The organism is Pseudoxanthomonas sp. CCNWLY206-1 (genome assembly GCF_039710385.1).
In the GTDB taxonomy this organism is placed as follows: domain Bacteria; phylum Pseudomonadota; class Gammaproteobacteria; order Xanthomonadales; family Xanthomonadaceae; genus Pseudoxanthomonas_A.
In genome coordinates, this window is sequence record NZ_JBDKXI010000006.1 from 139,093 (window position 1) to 158,615 (window position 19,523).

The 19,523-nt window shown below is 61.9% G+C and carries 18 protein-coding genes and 1 pseudogene; 13 read left to right on the forward strand and 6 right to left on the reverse strand.

The genetic code is table 11. The annotated features are described in order from the left end of the window. The first annotated feature begins 98 nt into the window (after positions 1-98). The 4 genes and pseudogenes from AADW18_RS14565 (at position 99) to AADW18_RS14580 (ending at position 6,117) form a co-directional block, all read left to right on the forward strand. Positions 99-3,212 carry an error-prone DNA polymerase gene (locus AADW18_RS14565; protein WP_337344115.1) on the forward strand — a complete coding sequence of 1,038 codons (3,114 nt, stop codon included), beginning with the start codon at positions 99-101 and terminating at the stop codon, positions 3,210-3,212. 188 nt (positions 3,213-3,400) lie between these two features. Beyond that, positions 3,401-5,047, forward strand: a pseudogene (locus tag AADW18_RS14570) (AarF/UbiB family protein); the annotation flags it as partial. A gap of 72 nt (positions 5,048-5,119) precedes the next feature. Then, complete coding sequence (locus AADW18_RS14575; protein WP_337344116.1) at positions 5,120-5,701, forward strand: hypothetical protein; 582 nt, start codon at positions 5,120-5,122, stop codon at positions 5,699-5,701. Positions 5,702-5,850: 149 nt separating this feature from the next. Continuing rightward, positions 5,851-6,117, forward strand: a complete 267-nt coding sequence (locus AADW18_RS14580) for a GlsB/YeaQ/YmgE family stress response membrane protein (protein WP_337344117.1) — start codon at positions 5,851-5,853, stop codon at positions 6,115-6,117. A gap of 157 nt (positions 6,118-6,274) precedes the next feature. On the opposite strand, the gene msrB is transcribed toward AADW18_RS14580, so the two are convergent. After that, a complete protein-coding gene (msrB, locus tag AADW18_RS14585) occupies positions 6,275-6,742 on the reverse strand; it encodes a peptide-methionine (R)-S-oxide reductase MsrB (protein WP_337344118.1) in 468 nt (155 codons plus the stop codon). Positions 6,743-6,909: 167 nt separating this feature from the next. Between msrB and AADW18_RS14590 the strand changes: the two genes are divergently transcribed. Both AADW18_RS14590 and AADW18_RS14595 read left to right on the forward strand, forming a co-directional pair. Beyond that, the gene (locus AADW18_RS14590) at positions 6,910-7,317 is read left to right on the forward strand and encodes a DUF3224 domain-containing protein (RefSeq protein ID WP_337344119.1); all 408 of its coding nucleotides are present in this window, start codon (positions 6,910-6,912) and stop codon (positions 7,315-7,317) included. Positions 7,318-7,470: 153 nt separating this feature from the next. Continuing rightward, complete coding sequence (locus tag AADW18_RS14595; protein WP_337344120.1) at positions 7,471-8,256, forward strand: hypothetical protein; 786 nt, start codon at positions 7,471-7,473, stop codon at positions 8,254-8,256. Between the two features lie 39 nt (positions 8,257-8,295). Here AADW18_RS14595 and AADW18_RS14600 read toward each other — a convergent pair whose 3' ends face one another. Together AADW18_RS14600 and AADW18_RS14605 are read right to left on the reverse strand one after the other, a co-directional pair. Next, on the reverse strand, positions 8,296-8,850 hold the full coding sequence (locus AADW18_RS14600) for a DUF3016 domain-containing protein (protein WP_337344121.1): 555 nt from the start codon (positions 8,848-8,850) through the stop codon (positions 8,296-8,298). 384 nt (positions 8,851-9,234) lie between these two features. Further along, positions 9,235-10,140 (reverse strand): AraC family transcriptional regulator, encoded by a 906-nt coding sequence (locus AADW18_RS14605; RefSeq protein ID WP_337344122.1) that lies wholly within the window; start codon positions 10,138-10,140, stop codon positions 9,235-9,237. Between the two features lie 211 nt (positions 10,141-10,351). On the opposite strand from AADW18_RS14605, the gene AADW18_RS14610 reads away from it, so the two are divergent. From AADW18_RS14610 to AADW18_RS14625, 4 genes are all read left to right on the forward strand, one after another. Continuing rightward, positions 10,352-11,086: an SDR family oxidoreductase gene (locus AADW18_RS14610; RefSeq protein WP_337344123.1), complete on the forward strand. Its 735-nt coding sequence runs from the start codon at positions 10,352-10,354 to the stop codon at positions 11,084-11,086. 176 nt (positions 11,087-11,262) lie between these two features. Continuing rightward, entirely contained in the window at positions 11,263-11,733 is a 471-nt protein-coding gene (locus AADW18_RS14615; protein WP_337344124.1) for a carboxymuconolactone decarboxylase family protein, read from the forward strand. A 188-nt stretch (positions 11,734-11,921) separates the two neighbouring features. Beyond that, positions 11,922-12,956 carry an aldo/keto reductase gene (locus AADW18_RS14620; protein WP_337344125.1) on the forward strand — a complete coding sequence of 345 codons (1,035 nt, stop codon included), beginning with the start codon at positions 11,922-11,924 and terminating at the stop codon, positions 12,954-12,956. A 206-nt stretch (positions 12,957-13,162) separates the two neighbouring features. Further along, positions 13,163-13,828 (forward strand): DsbA family oxidoreductase, encoded by a 666-nt coding sequence (locus tag AADW18_RS14625; RefSeq protein WP_337344126.1) that lies wholly within the window; start codon positions 13,163-13,165, stop codon positions 13,826-13,828. Between the two features lie 64 nt (positions 13,829-13,892). On the opposite strand, the gene AADW18_RS14630 is transcribed toward AADW18_RS14625, so the two are convergent. Beyond that, positions 13,893-14,105 carry a hypothetical protein gene (locus AADW18_RS14630; protein ID WP_337344127.1) on the reverse strand — a complete coding sequence of 71 codons (213 nt, stop codon included), beginning with the start codon at positions 14,103-14,105 and terminating at the stop codon, positions 13,893-13,895. Between the two features lie 313 nt (positions 14,106-14,418). Next, positions 14,419-15,129, reverse strand: coding sequence for an arylesterase (locus tag AADW18_RS14635; protein WP_337344128.1), 711 nt, complete (start codon positions 15,127-15,129; stop codon positions 14,419-14,421). 49 nt (positions 15,130-15,178) lie between these two features. Here AADW18_RS14635 and AADW18_RS14640 point away from each other — a divergent pair, with 49 nt between their 5' ends. Genes AADW18_RS14640 through AADW18_RS14650 form a run of 3 tightly spaced genes read left to right on the forward strand, consistent with a single transcriptional unit; the run spans position 15,179 to position 18,913 of the window. Next, a complete protein-coding gene (locus tag AADW18_RS14640) occupies positions 15,179-15,919 on the forward strand; it encodes an ABC transporter ATP-binding protein (RefSeq protein ID WP_337344129.1) in 741 nt (246 codons plus the stop codon). Beyond that, positions 15,916-18,417: an FtsX-like permease family protein gene (locus tag AADW18_RS14645; protein WP_337344130.1), complete on the forward strand. Its 2,502-nt coding sequence runs from the start codon at positions 15,916-15,918 to the stop codon at positions 18,415-18,417. The genes AADW18_RS14640 and AADW18_RS14645 overlap by 4 nt, the downstream gene beginning before the upstream one ends. A gap of 37 nt (positions 18,418-18,454) precedes the next feature. Next, positions 18,455-18,913, forward strand: a complete 459-nt coding sequence (locus AADW18_RS14650) for an SRPBCC domain-containing protein (RefSeq protein ID WP_337344131.1) — start codon at positions 18,455-18,457, stop codon at positions 18,911-18,913. Positions 18,914-19,012: 99 nt separating this feature from the next. Here the strand turns inward: AADW18_RS14650 and AADW18_RS14655 are convergent, their stop codons facing one another. Beyond that, positions 19,013-19,330 carry a hypothetical protein gene (locus AADW18_RS14655; RefSeq protein WP_337344286.1) on the reverse strand — a complete coding sequence of 106 codons (318 nt, stop codon included), beginning with the start codon at positions 19,328-19,330 and terminating at the stop codon, positions 19,013-19,015. Positions 19,331-19,523: the final 193 nt, after the last annotated feature.

Genomic DNA, 19,523 nt, shown 5'->3' on the forward strand with positions numbered 1-19,523 from the left:
TTGCTCGGCTGCTGTTCGCGCGGTGCACGCAAAGCACAAGCAGCGGAGCAAGCTCCGCTCTACTCGCACGGGGCACGTAAACCGGGGAGGAGGCGGCCTTGCGCAGCATGAATCCCGACTACGCCGAACTGCACTGCCTGTCGAACTTCAGCTTCCAGCGCGGAGCTTCCAGTGCGCAGGAGTTGTTCGAACGCGCCAAGCGCCATGGCTATAAAGCGTTGGCGATCACCGACGAATGCACGCTGGCCGGCATCGTGCGTGCTTGGCAGGCAAGCCAGGAGACCGGACTGACGCTGATCGTCGGCAGCGAAATGCAGGTCGAAGACGGTCCCAAGGTCGTGCTGCTGGTGGAAAACCGCACCGGGTATCAAGCGCTGTGCCAGATCATCACGCGTGCGCGCCGTCGCGCCAAGAAGGGTGAATACCGTCTGCTGCGCGAGGACTTCGATGATGTGCAGACCGGCCTGCTGTGCCTGTGGATACCCGGACCTGTACCGGACAGCAAGCACGGTGAATGGTTGAAGACGGTTTTTCCGCAGCGCCTGTGGCTGGCGATAGAACTGCACCTGGGTGCGGATGATGCGGCGCGCTCCACGCAATTGCAGTCGCTTGCTGCGCAGCTGGAAATCCCCGCCGTCGCCAGCGGTGATGTGCACATGCATGCACGCGGTCGACGCGCCTTGCAGGACGTGATGACCGCCATCCGTCATCGCACCACGGTGGCCGAATGCGGCCATCGACTGTTTCCCAACGGCGAGCGCCACCTGCGTACGCGGCAGGCGTTGGCCAAGCTCTATCCGCCGGAACTACTAAAGGAATCGCTGCGCATCACAAAGCGCTGCACGTTCGACCTGAAGGAAGACATCAAGTACGAATACCCACGCGAACTGGTGGCGCCGGGACATACGCCGGCATCCTGGCTGCGCGAACTGGCCAGGCAGGGCATCCATGCGCGCTGGCCCGATGAGCCCCCCGAGATTCGCCGGGAATTGATCAGCAAGGCACAGGTACTGATCGAAAAAGAACTGGGCATCATCGCGGAACTCAACTACGAATCTTTCTTCCTCACCGTGCACGACGTGGTCCGGTTCGCGCGTGGCCAGGGCATCCTGTGCCAAGGGCGCGGCTCGGCGGCCAACTCGGCGGTGTGCTACGCGTTGGGCATCACCGAGATTGATCCGGCCCGCATGAATCTGTTGTTCGAGCGATTCCTGTCGGTGGAGCGCAAGGAGCCGCCGGACATTGATGTGGATTTCGAACACGAGCGCCGCGAAGAAGTCCTGCAATACGTGTTCGATCACTACGGGCGTGACCGCGCGGCGTTGGCGGCGGTCGCCACTACTTACGGCGGACGCGGCGCACTGCGTGATGTCGCACGCGCGCTGGGGCTGCCGATGGATGCGGTGAAGCAGCTGACCGGCACGGTTGGCCATTGGAGCGACAGCATTCCAGCGCCCGAGCGCCTGCGCGAAGCGGGCTTCGATCCCGAGAGTCCTTTGCTGCGCAAGATACTGATCCTGGCCAGCGAACTGATCGGCTTCCCGCATTATTTGTCCCAACATCCTGGTGGGTTCGTCATTTCCGAGCATCCGCTGCATACGCTGGTGCCGGTGGAGAACGCTGCCATGGATAACCGCACGGTAATCCAGTGGGATAAGGACGATCTGGAAATGCTGGGCCTGATCAAGGTCGATGTGCTGGCGCTGGGCATGCTCACGGCGGTGAGCAAAACGTTGGAATTGATCAAGCGGCACCGGGGCCGCGAACTGACGCTGGCCACCATTCCTGCGGAGGACCTGGAAACGTACAAGATGATCCAGGCTGCCGACACCATCGGCGTGTTCCAGATCGAATCGCGTGCGCAGATGGCGATGCTGCCGCGCTTGAAGCCAAAGAATTTCTACGACCTGGTCATCGAAGTCGCCATCGTGCGGCCCGGTCCCATCCAGGGCGACATGGTGCATCCGTATCTGCGCCGGCGCGATGGAGTGGAGCCAGTGACTTATCCAAAAGAGGAACTACGCAAGGTGCTCGGACGCACGTTGGGCGTGCCGCTGTTCCAGGAGCAAGTCATGGAACTGGCCATCGTTGCTGGCGGTTATAAACCGGGCGAGGCCGACCAGTTGCGCCGCTCGATGGCGGCATGGAAGCGCCATGGTGGGCTGGAACACCACCGCAGCAAACTCATCGACGGCATGTTGGGCAACGGCTACGAGCTTGAGTTCGCCGAGCGCATCTTCGAACAGATCAAAGGCTTCGGCGACTACGGCTTCCCGGAAAGCCACGCCGCCAGTTTTGCGCTGATCACCTATGCCAGTTGTTGGCTCAAGCGGCACGAACCGGCGGCCTTCGCCTGCGCCCTCATCAACAGCCAGCCGATGGGTTTCTACAGCCCGGACCAGCTGCTGCAGGACGCACGCCGGCATGGTGTCCCGGTGCGGCCGGTGGATGTGCGTTATAGCGACTGGAACTGCACACTGGAAGAAGACGGCCGGAGCGAGAAGCTCGCGCTCCGCCTGGGACTTCGCATGGTGCGTGGATTCGACGAAGCAGCGGCACAACGTATCGAACAGGCGCGGACACAGCGCGCATTCTCCGACGTCACCGATCTCTGCCAGCGGGCCGATCTGGACGCCCGCGACCGCAATCTTCTGGCCGATGCCGGTGCATTGAAAGGATTGGCCGGGCACCGGCATCGCGCCCGCTGGGAAGTGGCTGGCGTGGAAGCGCGGCGGCCTTTGTTCGACGGCCTGGCCGGCACTTCGGAAGTCCAGGTGCGTCTGCCGCTGCCTTCCGTGGGCGAAGACCTGTTGACCGATTACGCGACGATCGGCACCACGTTGGGACGGCACCCGATGTCGCTGCTGCGTAGCCGCCTGCGCGCGCGGCGGCTGCGCGATTCGCGCGAACTGACGCAGATAGCGCATGGGACGCAGGTCGCGGTGGCCGGTATCGTCACCGGTCGCCAGCGGCCGCAAACCGCAAGCGGCATCACCTTCGTCACGCTGGAAGACGAGCACGGCATGGTCAACGTGGTGGTGTGGCATCACTTGGCCGAGCGCCAGCGCCGGGTGCTGGTCGAATCGCAGTTGATGGAAGTCCGGGGGCGACTGGAAGCCGTGGACGGTGTTCGTCATCTGATCGCGCAGCGACTGCAGGATCTGACGCCTTGGTTGGGCGGGCTGGACTCGCGCAGCCGGGATTTCAAGTAGCCGGAATTTCGAAACGCATCACGCTGTGGACGGGTTGCTTTTTCGTTGCGTCTGAATGCATCTGCCTGGATGTAAACAAACGTTTCACCGAGTTCTCACTCTTTCATGCCGAGAATCCAGACTTACCGTCGGAACTCTCGATTATGGATAGAGCGGACGAAGATCGCCGGGCCAACTCCGCCACGCAGGGATTGAGCCGGAGGGCCAACATCCTCCGCTTTCTATTCCGCTATCGGAACTCCGGGGTTTTCGCCGGCCTGACGCTGGATCCGGCCGTGGTCAGCGAAGACATCGGCGAAGGCAGCCCCGATCAATTCGCGCGCGATCTCGAAGCGCTGGGTCCCACGTTCGTCAAGCTTGGGCAGTTGCTATCCACGCGCCCGGACATCGTGCCTCCTGCCTACGCAAGCGCATTGGAACGCATGCAGGAGCATGCGGCTCCGATCGACTACGAGCGGGTCAGGGAAGTCGTGGAGAGCGATCTGGGCGTCCGCTTGAGCAAGGCGTTCGTCGAATTCGACACCACGCCGCTGGGCTCCGCCTCGCTCGCGCAGGTGCATCGCGCGACGTTGCATGACGGCACCGAGGTTGCGGTCAAAGTACAAAAGCCGGATATCCGCCGACAACTGATATCGGACCTGGAAGTGCTACGCGGTATCGCCAACGCCGCCGATCGCCTCACCAAGGTCGGGCGCCATGTGCTTTTCGCCGATTGGTTGACGGAATTCAGCAAGATCATGATGGCGGAACTGGATTACATCGCCGAAGCGGAGAATCTGGAAAGATTCGGTCATCATCTGGCGCCATTTCCCGAGCTGTGGGTGCCCCAGCCGATCTGGGACCTGACCAGTCGTCGCGTGCTGACCATGGATCTGGTGGTCGGTACCAAAGTCAATCAGATATCCGGCGTGCGGCGTACTGAAGAATCGATGGAGCCACTGGCGGCCGCATTGATATGCGGTTATCTGGACCAGGTGTTCGTGCATGGTGAGATCCATGCCGACCCTCACCCGGGCAATCTTCGTGTCACCCACGATGACCGGCTGGCGATCTTCGACCTGGGGATGATCGCGCATGTGCCGCCGCGACAGCGCGACCGCTTGCTCAAGCTGCTGTTCGCCGCGGTGGACGGGCGCGGCGAACAAGTGGCCGAAGAAGCCATCGGTTTGAGCACACGCCTGGATGACTACGACGAACAACGCTTCCTGCGGGAAATCGGACAGCTGATCAGCCGCTACGCCGCCCACGCGGCTTCCATTTCCGAAGGTACCGTGGTGACGGAACTGGTCCGGATCGCGACCGCCTGCGGCTTGCGCACGCCGCCGGAACTCAGCCTGTTGGGCAAGACGCTGCTGAACCTGGATGCGGTGTCGCGTTCGCTATCGCCGGGATTGGCCGTCAAGCCTCTTCTTGAAGAACACCTGCAACATGTCATGCGGGCCCGGCTGCGCAAATCGCTGTCATCCGCCAATGTCGCCAGTGAGCTGATGGAATTGCAGATGCTGATGCGTGAAGGCCCGCGCAAGCTGACCGACATCCTGTCGCTGATCGCCTCCAATCGCTTGCAAGTCCGCATGATGGGACTGGAGGAATCCCATCTGATGGAAAACCTGCAGAAGATCGCCAACCGGATTTCCGCCGGCGTGGTCACTGCGGCGTTGATCCTGGCCTCGGCGCAGATGATGCGCATCGAAACGCAAAGCCGGCTGTGGGGTTATCCCACCATCGCCCTGCTGTTGTTCCTGCTGGCGGTCGGCCTGGGCCTTGGCATCGTGATCAGCGCCTGGCTGAGGGATCGCCGAGTAGGCAAGCACGAGGAGCGCGGCCCACATTAGCCGGATATGGCCGGCCTGAAAACATTCCATAGCCACCCGAAGCATCGTGCTTCGCCAGTCGGAGAAATCATCATGTCCACTGCCACTCGCATCATATTGCTCATTCTCCTGAGCGGCGCGGCCAGTGCCTGTCGCCAGGAGCCACCACCTGAGCCGAGAGCGCCTGGTGGATCGGGCACCGCCGCGGTGCAGGACGCGCCGCCACGCACCGATGCCGCGGAAGGCACCGGTCTGGAAACGGCGCCGTCCGAATCCGCCATGGTGAAATTGAATGCCGATGGCAATTATCTGATCGACGGTGCGGACAACGCGTTGTATTTCCTGGAAGGCAACTATGACGGAAGCAAATGCGATCCCGCGTGCCAGGAGGTCTGGCCGCCGATGCTGGCCACAGGCCAGCAGCCCGCCGCAGGCCAGGGCCTGCCGGGAGAAAAGCTCGGCGTTTCGCCAACCGGGCAAGGTGCTCGCCACGTGACCTACAACGGCCATCCGCTCTATCGTTATTCCGGCGACCAAGGTGCAGGGCGCACGGCTGGACATGGCGTTTCCGACCGTTGGGGGAAGTGGCAGCTGATCAACAAAGACGGTGACCCCGCACAGGATCCCGCATCGAAAACCTCGACGGACGAAACCGCGCCGAAGCCGCCGCGTTGATGCCGTGTTGATTCGTAGGATGGGTGTCGCTTCGCTCGACCCATCCTACGAAGCGCTTCACTTTGCCCTCACGTGATCCGTACGCCGTATCGACACTACCCCGGATAACGTAACGACACCTGACATATGCTGCATAGCAGGAGGGAACCGTGGGTATTATCGTTTGGTTGATCGTAGGTGGCATCGTCGGCTGGCTGGCCAGCCTCATCATGAAGACCGATGCTCAACAAGGCCTGTTCTTGAACGTGGTAGTCGGCATCGTCGGCGCGCTGATAGGCGGATGGCTCATCGGTCCGTTATTGGGATCCGGATCCATCAACGAGGGTTTCAGCATCATGAGCGTGGTGGTATCGCTGATCGGCGCCATCATCCTGCTGGCCATCGTCAACCTGTTCCGCCGCGGCAGAGCGCGTTGATTCGTAGGAGGCGTCGTTGCGCTCGCCCCATGTTGCGCTCGACCCGTCCTACGTAGGAGCGCCGTCTCGGCGCGAGCTTTTTCGTTTTCTGGGTTGAAGAATCGCGATCGACAGAAAGAGCTCGCGCCGGGACGGCGCTCCTACGAATCTTGCGCAGCTAATCCGCGGCCCCTGCTTCGGCACCTCCACGATGTAGCCGGTCTGGAAGCGGCTCGCCGCGTTCGGTGAAATCCAGCGAGACCGAGTTCAAGCAATGACGTTCTCCTGTCGGCGGCGGACCGTCGGGAAACACATGGCCCAGATGGCTGCCGCAACGCGCGCACACGATTTCGGTGCGAATCATGCCGTGGCTGGTGTCGCGGATTTCACGCACATGGTCCGGGTCGTAAGGGGCGAAGAAGCTCGGCCAACCGGTACCGGAATCGAACTTGGCACTGGAGCGGAATAGCGGCAATCCACAGAAGCGGCAGGTGTAGACACCCTCTAACTTGTTATCCAGGAACACACCGCAGAAAGGCGCCTCGGTACCATGTTGCAACAATACCCGGCGCTCTTCTTCGTTCAATTCGGAGGTCAGCGCCTGGCGTTGCGTGTCGGTAGGCGGGGTCAGGTCGAAAGCGCTCATGGCGGACTCCATATTCGGACGGTAAGGTGCAGTCGGCGGGTACCCATCACTGGACGCGAGGTTCGCGCCGCCGTTACCGCTACATAGTGCCGTCGGATGCCCTAAGCAAGTCCCCGTCCTGGTCCGCATGCAACCAACGGCCATGCCGTGTCTTCAGAGAGATCGCCATGATTCCCCAACGTGCCAGCGGGACTTTCGAAGTGATGATGGAGCCACAGGGCGAAAGCGACCAGGGCGAAGGCGCTGTGCTGCGCCGGATGTCCCTGGACAAGCACTTCCAGGGGGATCTGCAAGCCAAGGGCAAGGGCGAGATGCTCGCCGCTCGCACCGGCATTCCCACCTCCGCCGCCTACGTGGCCATCGAGCGCGTCACCGGGGCATTGAACGGCCTGAGCGGTAGCTTCGTGCTGGTGCACAAAGGCGTCATGACCCAGGACGCGCAGGATCTACTGATCGAAGTGGTGCCGGACTCCGGCAGCGGCGAATTGGCTGGCATCGCAGGCAGGCTCGGCATCCGCATCGAGGCCGGCCAGCATTATTATGATTTCGAGTACACGCTGCCGGTGCAGCGCTAGGGCTGGATCGGATCGAAAGCGGGGAGAGGGAGCGGAGCTGGGCGAAGCTGGCGAACCAATTTTGCGGTTGAAAGCTCCTCCTGCCTGTGGAACTCGATCTGTCATGACTTGAAACGAAAATGCTCCCACATGGATCAACGGGAATTCTGCACGATGCACGTCCGCCTGATTTCGATTTCCCTTGTCTTACTAACGGTGATGGCCGCAGTTCCCGCATCGGCACAGACCCGTCGCCCACCGCCCTCTCCTGATTGCCTGGATGCGCGCCGGATGCAGGAGGTCCGGCAAATCGATCCACGGGCACTGACGGTGTTGACCGATGACGGTCGGCGGTTCCGAGTGAATATGGCGAGCGATTGCCCAGTGGAACCCGGCAATGCCATTTTGCTGGCGCAAGAAGGTTGGGTCTGTGGGCGCCAGCGCGAGTTTGTCCGCACCGGCGAACAGCTGTGCCCCATCAGCGGTCTGCAGGCCATCGATGCCCGCGAATACGCCGCTTTTGCACGTGCGGGGGACCAGGCCGGCATTGCCACGCTGGATACAGTGCAGGTACGTGCGGAGCGGCGCCAGGGTTTTTCCGGCTCCTATAGTTACTGCTTCAATCCGCGATACATGCGCGCCTGGTCGGAAGACAGCGAAGGCCTGCTGGTGGAGATGTCACCCAGGCGCGCTGGCGGCAACCGCTACTATCGTGTGGAGCTTGCGCAAAGTTGCCCTGACTTGAATTCGGCGCCCGCCGTCAGTTTCCGCTCGGGTGTGGGTATCGGCTTGATCTGCGGCAACCCTGGCGATCAAGTGGTCGCTCAAACCGAACGTGAAGATCTGGAGCGCGCCTATCTGCAAGGCAACGGCATAGCTCCGAGTTTCGATCCGCAACGCGCAGTAGCCACCCGTTGCACAGTGACTGCGGTGTATCCGCATCAACCCGGACAAAAATAGAGCCGGCCGCATTGCGACCGGCTCAGCTCAGCAAAACATTCAGACGCCTGGCTTGAATTCGCTGCGCAGCCAGTCGTCGATCATCCGCTTCTCATAACGCAGCAGATCGGTGTTGGTGATGCCAGCGTTCAACAGGAAGGAATGGTCGACCAATTTGCGCTCACCCTCGGTCACCACCTGGCCATTCGAATCCATCACCTTGAAGTTCAGTGTCATCCGTGGCGGATAAATATCCTTGACGATACGAATGTCGTTCATGCGGATGTTGGCGGTGGGCTCGTAGCGGCCAGCGCGGGCGATGTCGGTGATGGTGACCTGCATCGTTTGCCCTGGTGCGAGCTTCTTGGCGGCTTGGCTTTGCAGATACCTGGCCAAGTCGCTCACCCAGGTGCCGCGCCGGGCCTCCCAGCGGTTGCCGCTGAATTTCAGTTCGGTGAACTGCGTCGGGTCGGTCCACGAGACGCTGACCGGGCTGCTATCGCCAGGCAACGAACGGGGAAGCCCCGGGTCGGTCACGCTCGGCTGGCGGGCGTATCCGCTGCCGGCCAGGGTTAGTCCCAGTACGGCAGCAAACAAAAGGGACAAGGTTTTCATGATGTTTCTCCGGCGGCATAGTGCCTCAGCCGATTCTGCGCGTCGGCCCGTGCACCGGCAATCGGGTGAGCTGGCCGGTTCGGCTGGCTGTCAGGAAGCGTTCATTGCGGGTTGAGATTGGGTGATCACTTTGTGCCGTATGTGACAGGTAGCTAAAGTTCTGGGGAGCTCTGGCGCTTCGCGGCCAGTCCACCGACAGTGATGACCTACGCGCTGCCGCGGGCGTCACTTGTTCTTTGCTCGTGCGAAGCAAAGTAGTGCCTCGCGGCAGGCGCGTAGATCATCCAATCCATTCCCGTAGACCAACCGCGCCAGCGCTAAGAGCCAACATACTCAAACTCTTCCAGTCCGCGCTAAAGAGTCGATCCATCACGACTAAAAAACCTACGCGTAACGCAACCGTTCCACATCCCGCAGCGGCGGCGCCCCGAACATCCGGCTGTACTCGCGACTGAACTGAGAAGGGCTTTCGTAACCCACTCGATGGCCGGCCGTAGCCGCGTCCACCACCTCGCTCAACATCAGGCGCCGGGCTTCCTGCAACCGCAATTGCTTCTGGTACTGCAACGGACTCATCGCCGTCACGGCCTTGAAATGATGGTGCAATGCCGACGGGCTCATGTGCACTTCGCGGGCGATGTGCTCGATCCGCAGCGGCTGGTGGTAATTGCTCCGTAACCAGCCAATCGCCTTGGCTACCCGATGACCCTGGCTATCGGCGACGGCGATGTGGCGCAGCATGCCGCCTTGTCCGCTACGCAACAACCGGTAGAGGATTTCGCGGATGACCAAGGGTGCCAGCAACGGAATGTCCTGAGGTGCCTCCAGCAGGCGCGCAAGGCGCAAGGCGGCATCAAGCAGTTCGGGATCGCATTGGCTGACCGAAAGTCCGCGGGAAGGTGGCGGTAGCGGCGCCGATGCGGTTTCCGCCTGCGTGACCAGACTGGCGATATCGGTCGGCGAAAGCCTCAGCACGAAGCAAAGGTACGGCGATTCCGCGCTGGCCATGGTGACGCGGCCGGTGACGGGAAGATCCACTGATGCAACCAGGTAGCGCGACGCGTCGTACTCGTACACCTCATTGCCGAGCATCGCTTGTTTGGCACCTTGCACGATCAAGCAAAGCGAGGGTTCCTGTACACCGCACATCGGCCCACTGGGCGTCGCCCAGCGGGCGAAGCGCAGACCTTCCACGGAGGTTTCGTGGATACCGTCTTCGCCGGTGAATCGTTCAATCAGTTCGGCCAGGTTGCCCCGTTTTACGGCTACGGCTTCGTCTTCGTGTGTCATGGATTTTCCGGTAATCCGCTGGAAGCGTGGGGTTCGTTCATGGCCGGAAGTCTACGCCCGCGAGCCGGCGAAAAAAGTGGCGGCCCAGCGCCCGTGCAGGATCAGGCAATAACCGCGGAGGAACCGGATATCGGCAACCCGGGGGCGGCGCCCAGACTGGCATCACTCCGGCGCTGTCCCGCGCCGGACCTATCCCCCACGAGGAATCACCATGTCCGGAATCGAAGAAAAAGTCGTCGTCGTGACCGGTGCCAGCAGCGGCATCGGCGAAGCCACCGCCCGCCTGCTGGCGCAACACGGCGCCCGCGTCGTACTGGGCGCGCGCCGTACCGATCGCCTGCAGAAGCTGGCCGAGGAAATCGAAGCCCAGGGCGGCACCGCTCGCTACAGCGCGGTCGACGTGACCCGCCTGGAAGACGTGCAGGATTTCATCGCATTCGCCCAGGAACAATTCGGCCGTGTCGACGTCATCGTCAACAACGCAGGCGTTATGCCGCTGTCCGCGCTGGAAGCACTGAAGATCGACGAATGGAACCGCATGATCGACGTCAACATCCGCGGCGTGCTGCATGGCATTGCCGCTGGCCTACCGTTGATGAAGGCGCAAGGCAGCGGGCAGTTCGTCAATGTATCGTCGATCGGTGGCCACGCGGTCTTCCCCACCGCCGCCGTCTACTGCGCCACAAAATACGCGGTGCTGGCCATTTCCGAAGGCCTGCGCCAGGAAAGCACGGACATCCGCGTCACGGTGATCTCCCCCGGTGTCACCACGTCGGAACTGGCCGACACCATCACCGATCCGGCCGCCAAGCGGAACATGGACGAATTCCGCAAGACCGCCATACCGGCCGAAGCGATTGCCCGTGCCATCGCATACGCCATCGAGCAACCGGAGGATGTGGACGTCAGCGAGATCATCGTTCGCCCCACCGCAAGCCCGTACTGATCGACTCAGAAACTTATCTGTATCCATGCCTGTCTGGAAGGAGCGCTTCTTTGCCCTTGTAGGAGCGGCGTCCCGCCGCGAGCTCTTTCACGTCGCGACAGAAGTAAAAAGCTCACGCCCGGACGCCGCTCCTTGTTCCCGATCATCCCGTTTTCTCGATCCATAAGGACACTGCCATGAATCCAATCCCTCCTCTGAAGACCTGGCTTGTCGCTGCCGTGCTGGTCGCGATTGCGTCCAGCGCCCAGGCTGAAAACAACGAAGAAGCTACTTACCGGCCGAGCGGTCCGGTATCGGCCTACGCCCGTGATGTCGGTTACTCGCAACATGGACCAGACGCGTCGCCCGAAGACTTCCCGGCGCTTGTCGATGCGGCAGCGGGATACGCACTGGGTCAAGTCTGGGGCCGGCCGGTGCAGGACTCGCGTACTCGTCAGCTGGTCGCCATTTCAGCGTTCCTTGCGCAAGGAAACATGGAGCACCTGAAAACCGCCGCACGTCAGGCGCTTGAGCTGGGCGTGACGGAAGAGCAACTGAGAGAGGTGGTCTATCTGACGCTTGCGCGTGCGGGTACTGCACGCAATGCCAGCACCACAGTTGCGGTTAACGAAATTTTCGCTGGATATCGGGGGTTATCAGTGTCCTGATTTCCAATGAAAGGGCTCGCGGCGGGGACGCCGCTCCTACATATCCTGTCGGCGCCATGCAGGAGCGGCGTCCCCGCCGCGAGCTCTTGCTTCACCACAACAAACAACGAAGCTTTCCATCGATACGGTTGAGGGAAAGCTTGCATTGAAGTGCAATAACCGTTCTCCTTCCCCATAGGAACATCATCATGGAACATCGCTATCTGGGCGCGTCCGGTTTTCGCGTTCCCGCTCTCAGCCTGGGCACCGGCACGTTCGGTGGGCAAGGCGAACTATTCAGCGCATGGGGCCAGACAGACGTGGCCGAAGCGCGTCGCCTGATCGATATCTGCCTGGAAGCCGGACTTACCATGTTCGACAGCGCCGACGTCTATTCCAAGGGCGCAGCCGAATCGATCCTGGGCGAAGCGATCAAGGGCCGTCCGCGCGACCAGTTGATCATCTCCACCAAGGCAACCTTCCGCTTCGGGCCGGGCGAGAATGAAGTCGGCTCATCGCGCTATCACCTGGTAGCTGCCGTCGATGCCGCGCTGAAGCGGCTGGGCACTGACTATATCGATCTGTTCCAGCTGCACGGTTTCGATGCACGTACCCCTGTGGAAGAAACGTTGTCCACGCTCAACGATCTGGTCCGCGCCGGAAAACTCCGCTACTTGGGCGTGTCCAATTTCTCGGGCTGGCACCTGATGAAATCATTGGCGGCTGCCGATCGCTACGGCTGGTCGCGCTATGTCGCCAATCAGACGTACTACTCGTTGATCGGCCGCGACTACGAGTGGGAGCTGATGCCACTGGCTGCCGATCAAGGCGTGGGCGCGGTAGTGTGGAGCCCGCTGGGCTGGGGCCGGCTGACGGGCAAAATCCGCCGCGGACAGCCCTTGCCTGAAACCAGCCGTCTGCATGCGAAGGCCAGCATCGAAGCGGGCCCGCCGGTGCAGGATGAGCTGCTGTACCGTGTTGTCGATGTGCTGGAAGAGATTGCCGAGGAGACCGGCAAGACCATTCCCCAGGTGGCGTTGAATTGGCTGTTGCAACGTCCCACGGTGTCCACCGTCGTGATCGGCGCGCGCAACGAAGAGCAGTTGCGGCAGAACCTGGGCGCGGTAGGCTGGAATTTGAGTGCCGAGCAAGTGGCGAGGCTGGACGAAGCCAGTACCACGGTGAAACCGTATCCGTATTGGCATCAGGCGGGATTCAAGTATCGCAATCCCACGCCGGTGTAGTTGGCGTTCCTAAGCTCTTGTCGAGACAAGATCCCATTTTTGATTATCAGCCCGTCACCGTGGCAGCGTCGGCATAGCCATCTTGTGGGAGCGACGCAAGTCGCGACGTTGAGGTTTCCGGTCGCGACTTACGTCGCTCCCACAAGGATGCTCCACGACGTAGACGTGTTTATCAGACATCACCCCACCACACCGGAATCCGCGAAATGTCAAAACCCATCAAGATCGATTTCGTTTCCGATGTGGTCTGCCCCTGGTGCGCCGTCGGACTGAACGCGCTGGAGCAGGCGATCGCGCGCGTTGGCGATGAGCTGCAGGTGGAGCTTCACTTCCATCCGTTCGAACTCAATCCGCAAATGGCGGCCGAAGGCGAAGACGTGACCGAGCACCTCACCCGGAAATATGGCATCAGCGAGGCGCAGGTTGCGCAGAACGGCGAGGCCATTCGCGTCCGCGGTGAAGCATTGGGGTTCACTTTCGACATGGCGCGCCGGCGCCGCATCTACAACACCTTCGATGCGCATCGCCTGCTGCATTGGGCGGGTGAATTGGGGGCACAGCAGCAACGGGATCTGAAACACGCACTGCTGCGTGCTTACTTCACCGAAGGCGAAAACGTGTCGTCACCGGAGGTCCTGGCGAAGGTGGCGGAAGAAGTCGGATTGGATGGCGCTCGCGCCAAAGCCATTCTCGCCTCGGACGAATACGCCGAAGCAGTACGCGCGCAAGAAACGTTCTATCAGCAGCAGGGCATCCAGGCGGTGCCGTCGGTGATCTTCAATGATCGCCATCTGGTCCAGGGCGGGCAGCCGGTAGAGCTATTCGAACAGGCATTGCGGCAGTTGTCGGGGATTGCCACACCGGCAGCATGAGGTGCTTGTAGAGCCTGCTTGTGTAGGAGCGGCGTCCCGCCGCTCCTACACAACAAATTTCCGATCAACCATGGCTGGCCAACAAGACGGCCTCGTTACCCTTCATTTCCATGACCACTGCCGTTGGAATGCCATGGTGATGATGCAGCGTGGCGGCCAGCAGCTCGGCATTCTCGCGCGCATCGCCGAGAGTCTCGAACCAGGAGCGGCCATATTCCCCTTCATAGAGCTGCCAGCCATTGGCGGCGGAAACGATGGTGAACAGAAGGCGTGACATGGCCGGTTTTCTCCGAGTACAAGCCAGACGGAATGTCGCGTCGGGCGAGACATCAGAGTGGACCCTTGTAAAGAAAATCACATTAAGGAGACCCCGCCCCGTGGCGTAGGAAAATTCCTACACCACAAGCTCCGCTCTACATAAAGCGCGGTGCCGCCTACCCGCGGGAGACTGCTGAGGTCGGGGAGGCTCTTAAGTTTGAGTCGGCGCACCCGCCGTTCGCCGCCACGCGATATGACTCACCATGAGTCAGCGGTGTCGCGCAATTGTCGGCAGCAGCCACGGAACGCGGTCGGCTATCGAGGGATGGGAGCTACTTCAGGAGCGGCTCCAGCGCCTTCCACACGTGATCGCGCAGCTTGGGTTGCGCGGACGCGACAGGATGCAGGTTGTCGGCCTGGAAAGCATTCCGATCCAGTGCGATGGGTTCCAACAAGAACGGCAGCAGCGGCACTTTGTGCTGCTTGGCCAGAGCCGTGAAGTTGTTTTCGAAGCCGCGGGTGTAGTCGGGGCCATAGTTAGGCGGAATGCGCATGCCGACCAGCAACACTTTGGCATTGGCCTTTTGCGCGGCCTGGATCATCTTTTCCAGGTTGGCGCGGGTTTGTTGCAACTGCAGGCCGCGCAAGCCGTCATTGGCACCGAGTTCGATCACCACCACGGCAGGCCGATTGCGTTGCAGCTCCCCCGCGATGCGCGAGGCCCCACCCGCGGTGGTTTCCCCGCTGACGCTGGCATTGACGACCCGCCAGCCGGGCTTGGTCTTGCTGACGCGGTCTGCGGTCAGTGCCACCCAACCCTGCGTAGCGGCCAAGCCATAGGCCGCCGAAAGCGAGTCGCCCATCACCAGAATGGTGCGTGGCGCTTTGGCGGGTGCCGCGGCCTGCGCGGTCTGCGCCGAGACAGGCAAAGCCGCAAACGCGGCCAATCCTGCCACCAGCAGCAGCAACCAACCAATGGCCCAACCAATGGCACATTGCAGCTGGGCGCGGTTGCCCCCATACCGAACATTATTAAAGAACATTTAATCCGTTCTCCCGATGATTTAGTAAGACAGACATTCAAGGAACATCATGGCCGATTCAAGTGGATTACGTGCTGAACTTCCCAAACCAATCGTGAACCCCGCCCTGCAGGTGTCGCGATTGGGCAAGCATGTGCCGTTACCGACCGGCGAGCTGACCATCCTCGAAGACGTCGGCTTCCAGATCGCTCATGGCGACACCGTTGCCATCGTCGGGGCGTCCGGTTCCGGAAAGAGCACACTGCTTTCGCTGCTGGCGGGATTGGATACTCCCAGCGCCGGCCAGGTGATGCTGGATGGCGAAGTGCTGTCGTCGCTGGACGAAGATGGCCGCGCGCGCGTACGCGGTGAAAAGGTGGGTTTCGTATTCCAAAGTTTCCAACTGCTGCCATCGCTCACCGCGCTGGAGAATGTCATGCTGCCGTTGGAACTGCGCGGCGACGCCGATGCAGAGACGCCCGCTCGGCAGATTCTGGAAAAGGTGGGATTGGCGCAGCGCCTGGGCCATTACCCGCGGCAGCTATCCGGCGGCGAACAGCAGCGTGTGGCGCTGGCGCGCGCTTTCGTGACGAGGCCGTCGTTGTTGTTCGCCGATGAACCTACCGGCAATCTGGACACGCATACCGGGCAGGCGATCATCGAGTTGTTGTTCGCGTTGAATGCCGAAGCCGGCACCACGCTGGTGCTGGTCACTCATGACGAGCATCTGGCGGTGCGTTGCGGCCGCATCCTGCGGCTGGACAGCGGTCGGCTGGTGTCTACGTCTGATGCGGCGGGTGCGCAGTCGTGAAGACGCTGGGCTTGGCTTGGCGGCAGCTGCGCCGCGACATGGCAGCCGGCGACATCCGCATTCTGCTTGCCGCGCTGGTGTTGGCGGTGGTAGCGGTGACCTCGGTGGGTTTCGTGACCGATCGCGCCGAGCGCGCGCTGGCGATCGAAGCCAATCGCCTGCTCGGTGGCGATGTGGTGATCCGCGCCGATGCGCCCATTGCCGGCGCGGTGCGCGAAGCGGCCGCCGCACCCGGGTTGAAACGCACCGAGACGCAGGAATTCCAAAGCATGATCCGTGCCGGCGAAGAGCTGAAGCTCGGTGATTTGCGCGCGCTGGGCGACGGCTTTCCGTTGCGGGGCAGCTTCCGTGTCATCGATGCCCCCAACGGCCCCGAGCGTGATGCCGCCGGCATACCCGCACCGGGCACGTTGTGGATGAGCCAGGCCGGCGCCGACACGCTGGACGCGCAGGTAGGCGACAGCATCGGCATCGGGTCTTCGCAATTGCGCCTGGCCGCACTGGTGGTGCAGGAACCGGATGCGGCGCTGGATTACTTCAACGTCGCACCCAAGGTTTTCATCAATGTTCGTGATCTTCCGGCGACCGGTTTGGTACAGGAAGGGAGCCGCATTCGCTATCGCTTGGTAGTGGCAGGTAATGCGGGTGCGGTGGAAAAGTTCACCGAGACGGTGCGCCCCGCATTGGCGCGCGGCCAGCGCCTGGAGACCATCCAGGATGCGCGACCTGAGATACGCTCCGCACTCGACCGTGCCGGACGTTTTCTAGGGCTGGCGGCGCTGGTGTCGGTGGTGCTGGCTGCGATCGCGGTAGCGATGGCAGCCCGTCGGCATAGCGAACGACACCTCTCCGGTACCGCGGTGATGCGTTGCCTCGGCGCCAGCCAGCGGACGCTGGTCGGCATCCATGTCGGCGAACTGATTCTTCTCGGTTTGATCGCCTGCACCATCGGCGTCGCCATCGCGTTCGCGTTGCAATGGGGCATCGGCAGCTGGCTGCAGCAGACGCTCGGGATCTCGATTCCGCCCGCGGGATGGATTCCCGCGCTGCAGGGCTACGGTGTCGGCATGATCGTGCTGCTGGCGTTCGGTGCACCGCCGGTGCTGGCACTGCGCCGAGTGCCCGCGTTGCGGGTGCTGCGCCGCGATCTTGACCCTACCGAACCCAGCGCATGGTTGGTGGCGCTGGCCGGGTTTGCCGGTTTGGCTGCGCTGCTGTGGTGGAAAGCGGGATCGGCGGTGCTGGGTACCGCGATGCTGGCCGGCATCGTGATCACGCTGGCGGTGCTGGCGGGATTGGCCTGGCTGCTGATCGTGGTGGTGCGGCGCCTGCGTTCGCGCCTGCGCGGCAGCTTGCGCTACGGCCTGGCCAACGTCAGTCGGCGGGCGAGTACCAGCGTGGCGCAGATCTCGGCGTTGGGCCTGGGCCTGATGGCGCTGCTGCTGTTGACGTTCGTGCGTACCGATCTGCTCGACCGCTGGCAGCTTTCGCTGGCCGCGGACGCGCCGAATCGTTTCATCATCAACGTGCAGCAGGACCAGTTGCAGCCGGTACGTGCCTACATGCAGACGCAGGGATTGGGCGAACCGACGTTGTATCCGATGATCCGCGGGCGATTGGTCGAGCGGAACGGCAAGCCGACAAGCGGCGAAGACTATGCCGACCAGGATCCGAAAAGCCAGCGCAGGGCGGATCGCGAGTTCAACTTGTCCGTGGTGGACACATTGCGTGAAGACAACCAAGTGACCGCGGGCGAATTCTGGAACGGCCGCAAGCCAGCCTCGCCGGAGTTGTCGGTGGAGGAGGGCTTCGCCGAATCGCTGGGATGGAAGCTGGGCGACCGCATCGCCTTCGATATCGCTGGCCAGAAATTCGAAGGCCGCATCACCAGCTTCCGCAGCGTGGACTGGGAAAGCTTCCGGCCCAATTTCTTCGTCATTGCGTCGCCAGGCGCGCTGGACGGCTACGCCGCCAGCTATATCACCGCGGTCAGCGTGCCGCCGGAGAAGACGCGTTTCACCGCGCAGTTGGTGGGGCAGTTCCCCAACCTGTCGGTGATCGACGTCGACGCGGTGCTGAAGCAGGTGCGCAGCACCGCCGATCAGGTTTCGACCGTGGTGCAGGTGGTGTTCTGGTTCTCGCTGGCCGCGGGCGTGTTGGTGTTGTTGGCGGCGATCAGCGCCAGCCAGGACGAGCGCTTGCTGGAAGGCGGCGTGATGCGCGTGCTGGGCGGTAGCCGCCGCCAGTTACGCTTGGCGCAGGCGTCGGAGTTCGCCGCGATTGGCCTGCTGTCCGGGCTAGTCGCGGCGGTAGCCGCTTCGGTGCTGGCGGGCGTCATCGCCACGCAGGTATTCGATTTGCCGTGGAACGCGAACTGGCAACTTGCAGCGGTCGGCGGTGGGTTGGGCATGCTGGCGGCGCTGGCGGCCGGTTTGTTCGCTACGCGCCGTGTGCTGGATGCGCCGCCCTCGGTGACGTTGAGGGAGTTGCAAGGTTGACGGCACCGTGGCGACTCAACCGTGCGCGGAAATGGATATGAAGAGCGACTGTTCCGAGGAGCTCATCAAGACAATCCACATCGATGCCACACCAGAAAAGGTGTGGCATGCGTTGACGGATGTCGGGTGCATTGCATCGTGGACTTCCAACGAAGAACTGACCGTCACGACTGACTGGGAAGTCGGCGGGCCGATTGTCTTCAAAGGCACCTTGCATGGCGGGAAGATCCGCTTCGAGAACAAGGGCGTCGTGCATGCCTTCGAACCCGGGCGCCTGATCCAGTACACCCATTGGAGCAGCCTTTCGCGACGCGTGGTTTCCGATAGTCCGGAGAACCACGTGTCGATCAGGTTTATCTTGCTGCCGGCGGAGAGCGGCACTCGGCTAGAACTGGCGCTCGGCAATCTGTTTGATACGGCCGTGCGTGGACATATCGATTTTCATTGGGATATGACGCTGCCGGTGCTGAAGCGCTTCTGCGAAGAAGCCTGTTGATCGTATCGGCGGCGGGAAAAGGCAGCGGAGCCCCCAAGGGGGGCGCAAGCACAAGCTCCGCTCTACGAGTGCTGATAGCGTCGCATTCGGAATGTCCGATCACTCCCGCCTTCGGTTGACTACCGATTTCGGTGTATCCGCGGGTACTGATCCGGCTTCCGGCGGCCGCTCCGGCTGCGCATCGAACCGGCGTGCATACGCGCGCTCTTCGGCGATCTGATCCACTACTTCGTCAGCAAGATCCGGTGCTCCATAGACGACATAGGCGATGTCGCCGTCCTTGCGTTTGCCAATCTGATGCAGGCGGTAGCGCGGCTGGCCGCCGCCGGTGTTTTCGGGATAGTGGATCGACGGTTCTCCATCTTCCAGGTCCATCTCGTTGTTGTCTATCGTGCCGCCGACAAACAGCGCTCTCATGGAGACACCTCGTGCTTCGTGGGGTGTGAGCAGCATGGCAGTGCGCATGTTTGCTGCCGATAAAACAAATGTTGCGATGGTGCGAAGAATGACCTTACGTTGTGGGAGTGGTGGCGGCCTGCCGGCACCCCAACCGCCCGAGTATACCAACAACCATTTAATCCGCCAGGTTTGCAGCCCAAAGCCCAGCGGG

Excerpts from the sequence above, each read along its gene's own strand:
- AADW18_RS14575 (WP_337344116.1), top strand. The coding sequence starts at position 5,120 with ATGTCCACTGCCACTCGCATCATATTGCTCATTCTCCTGAGCGGCGCG.
- msrB (WP_337344118.1), bottom strand. The coding sequence starts at position 6,742 with ATGAGCGCTTTCGACCTGACCCCGCCTACCGACACGCAACGCCAGGCG.
- AADW18_RS14590 (WP_337344119.1), top strand. The coding sequence starts at position 6,910 with ATGATTCCCCAACGTGCCAGCGGGACTTTCGAAGTGATGATGGAGCCA.
- AADW18_RS14595 (WP_337344120.1), top strand. The coding sequence starts at position 7,471 with ATGCACGTCCGCCTGATTTCGATTTCCCTTGTCTTACTAACGGTGATG.
- AADW18_RS14600 (WP_337344121.1), bottom strand. The coding sequence starts at position 8,850 with ATGAAAACCTTGTCCCTTTTGTTTGCTGCCGTACTGGGACTAACCCTG.
- AADW18_RS14605 (WP_337344122.1), bottom strand. The coding sequence starts at position 10,140 with ATGACACACGAAGACGAAGCCGTAGCCGTAAAACGGGGCAACCTGGCC.
- AADW18_RS14610 (WP_337344123.1), top strand. The coding sequence starts at position 10,352 with ATGTCCGGAATCGAAGAAAAAGTCGTCGTCGTGACCGGTGCCAGCAGC.
- AADW18_RS14615 (WP_337344124.1), top strand. The coding sequence starts at position 11,263 with ATGAATCCAATCCCTCCTCTGAAGACCTGGCTTGTCGCTGCCGTGCTG.
- AADW18_RS14620 (WP_337344125.1), top strand. The coding sequence starts at position 11,922 with ATGGAACATCGCTATCTGGGCGCGTCCGGTTTTCGCGTTCCCGCTCTC.
- AADW18_RS14625 (WP_337344126.1), top strand. The coding sequence starts at position 13,163 with ATGTCAAAACCCATCAAGATCGATTTCGTTTCCGATGTGGTCTGCCCC.
- AADW18_RS14630 (WP_337344127.1), bottom strand. The coding sequence starts at position 14,105 with ATGTCACGCCTTCTGTTCACCATCGTTTCCGCCGCCAATGGCTGGCAG.
- AADW18_RS14635 (WP_337344128.1), bottom strand. The coding sequence starts at position 15,129 with ATGTTCTTTAATAATGTTCGGTATGGGGGCAACCGCGCCCAGCTGCAA.
- AADW18_RS14640 (WP_337344129.1), top strand. The coding sequence starts at position 15,179 with ATGGCCGATTCAAGTGGATTACGTGCTGAACTTCCCAAACCAATCGTG.
- AADW18_RS14650 (WP_337344131.1), top strand. The coding sequence starts at position 18,455 with ATGAAGAGCGACTGTTCCGAGGAGCTCATCAAGACAATCCACATCGAT.
- AADW18_RS14655 (WP_337344286.1), bottom strand. The coding sequence starts at position 19,330 with ATGAGAGCGCTGTTTGTCGGCGGCACGATAGACAACAACGAGATGGAC.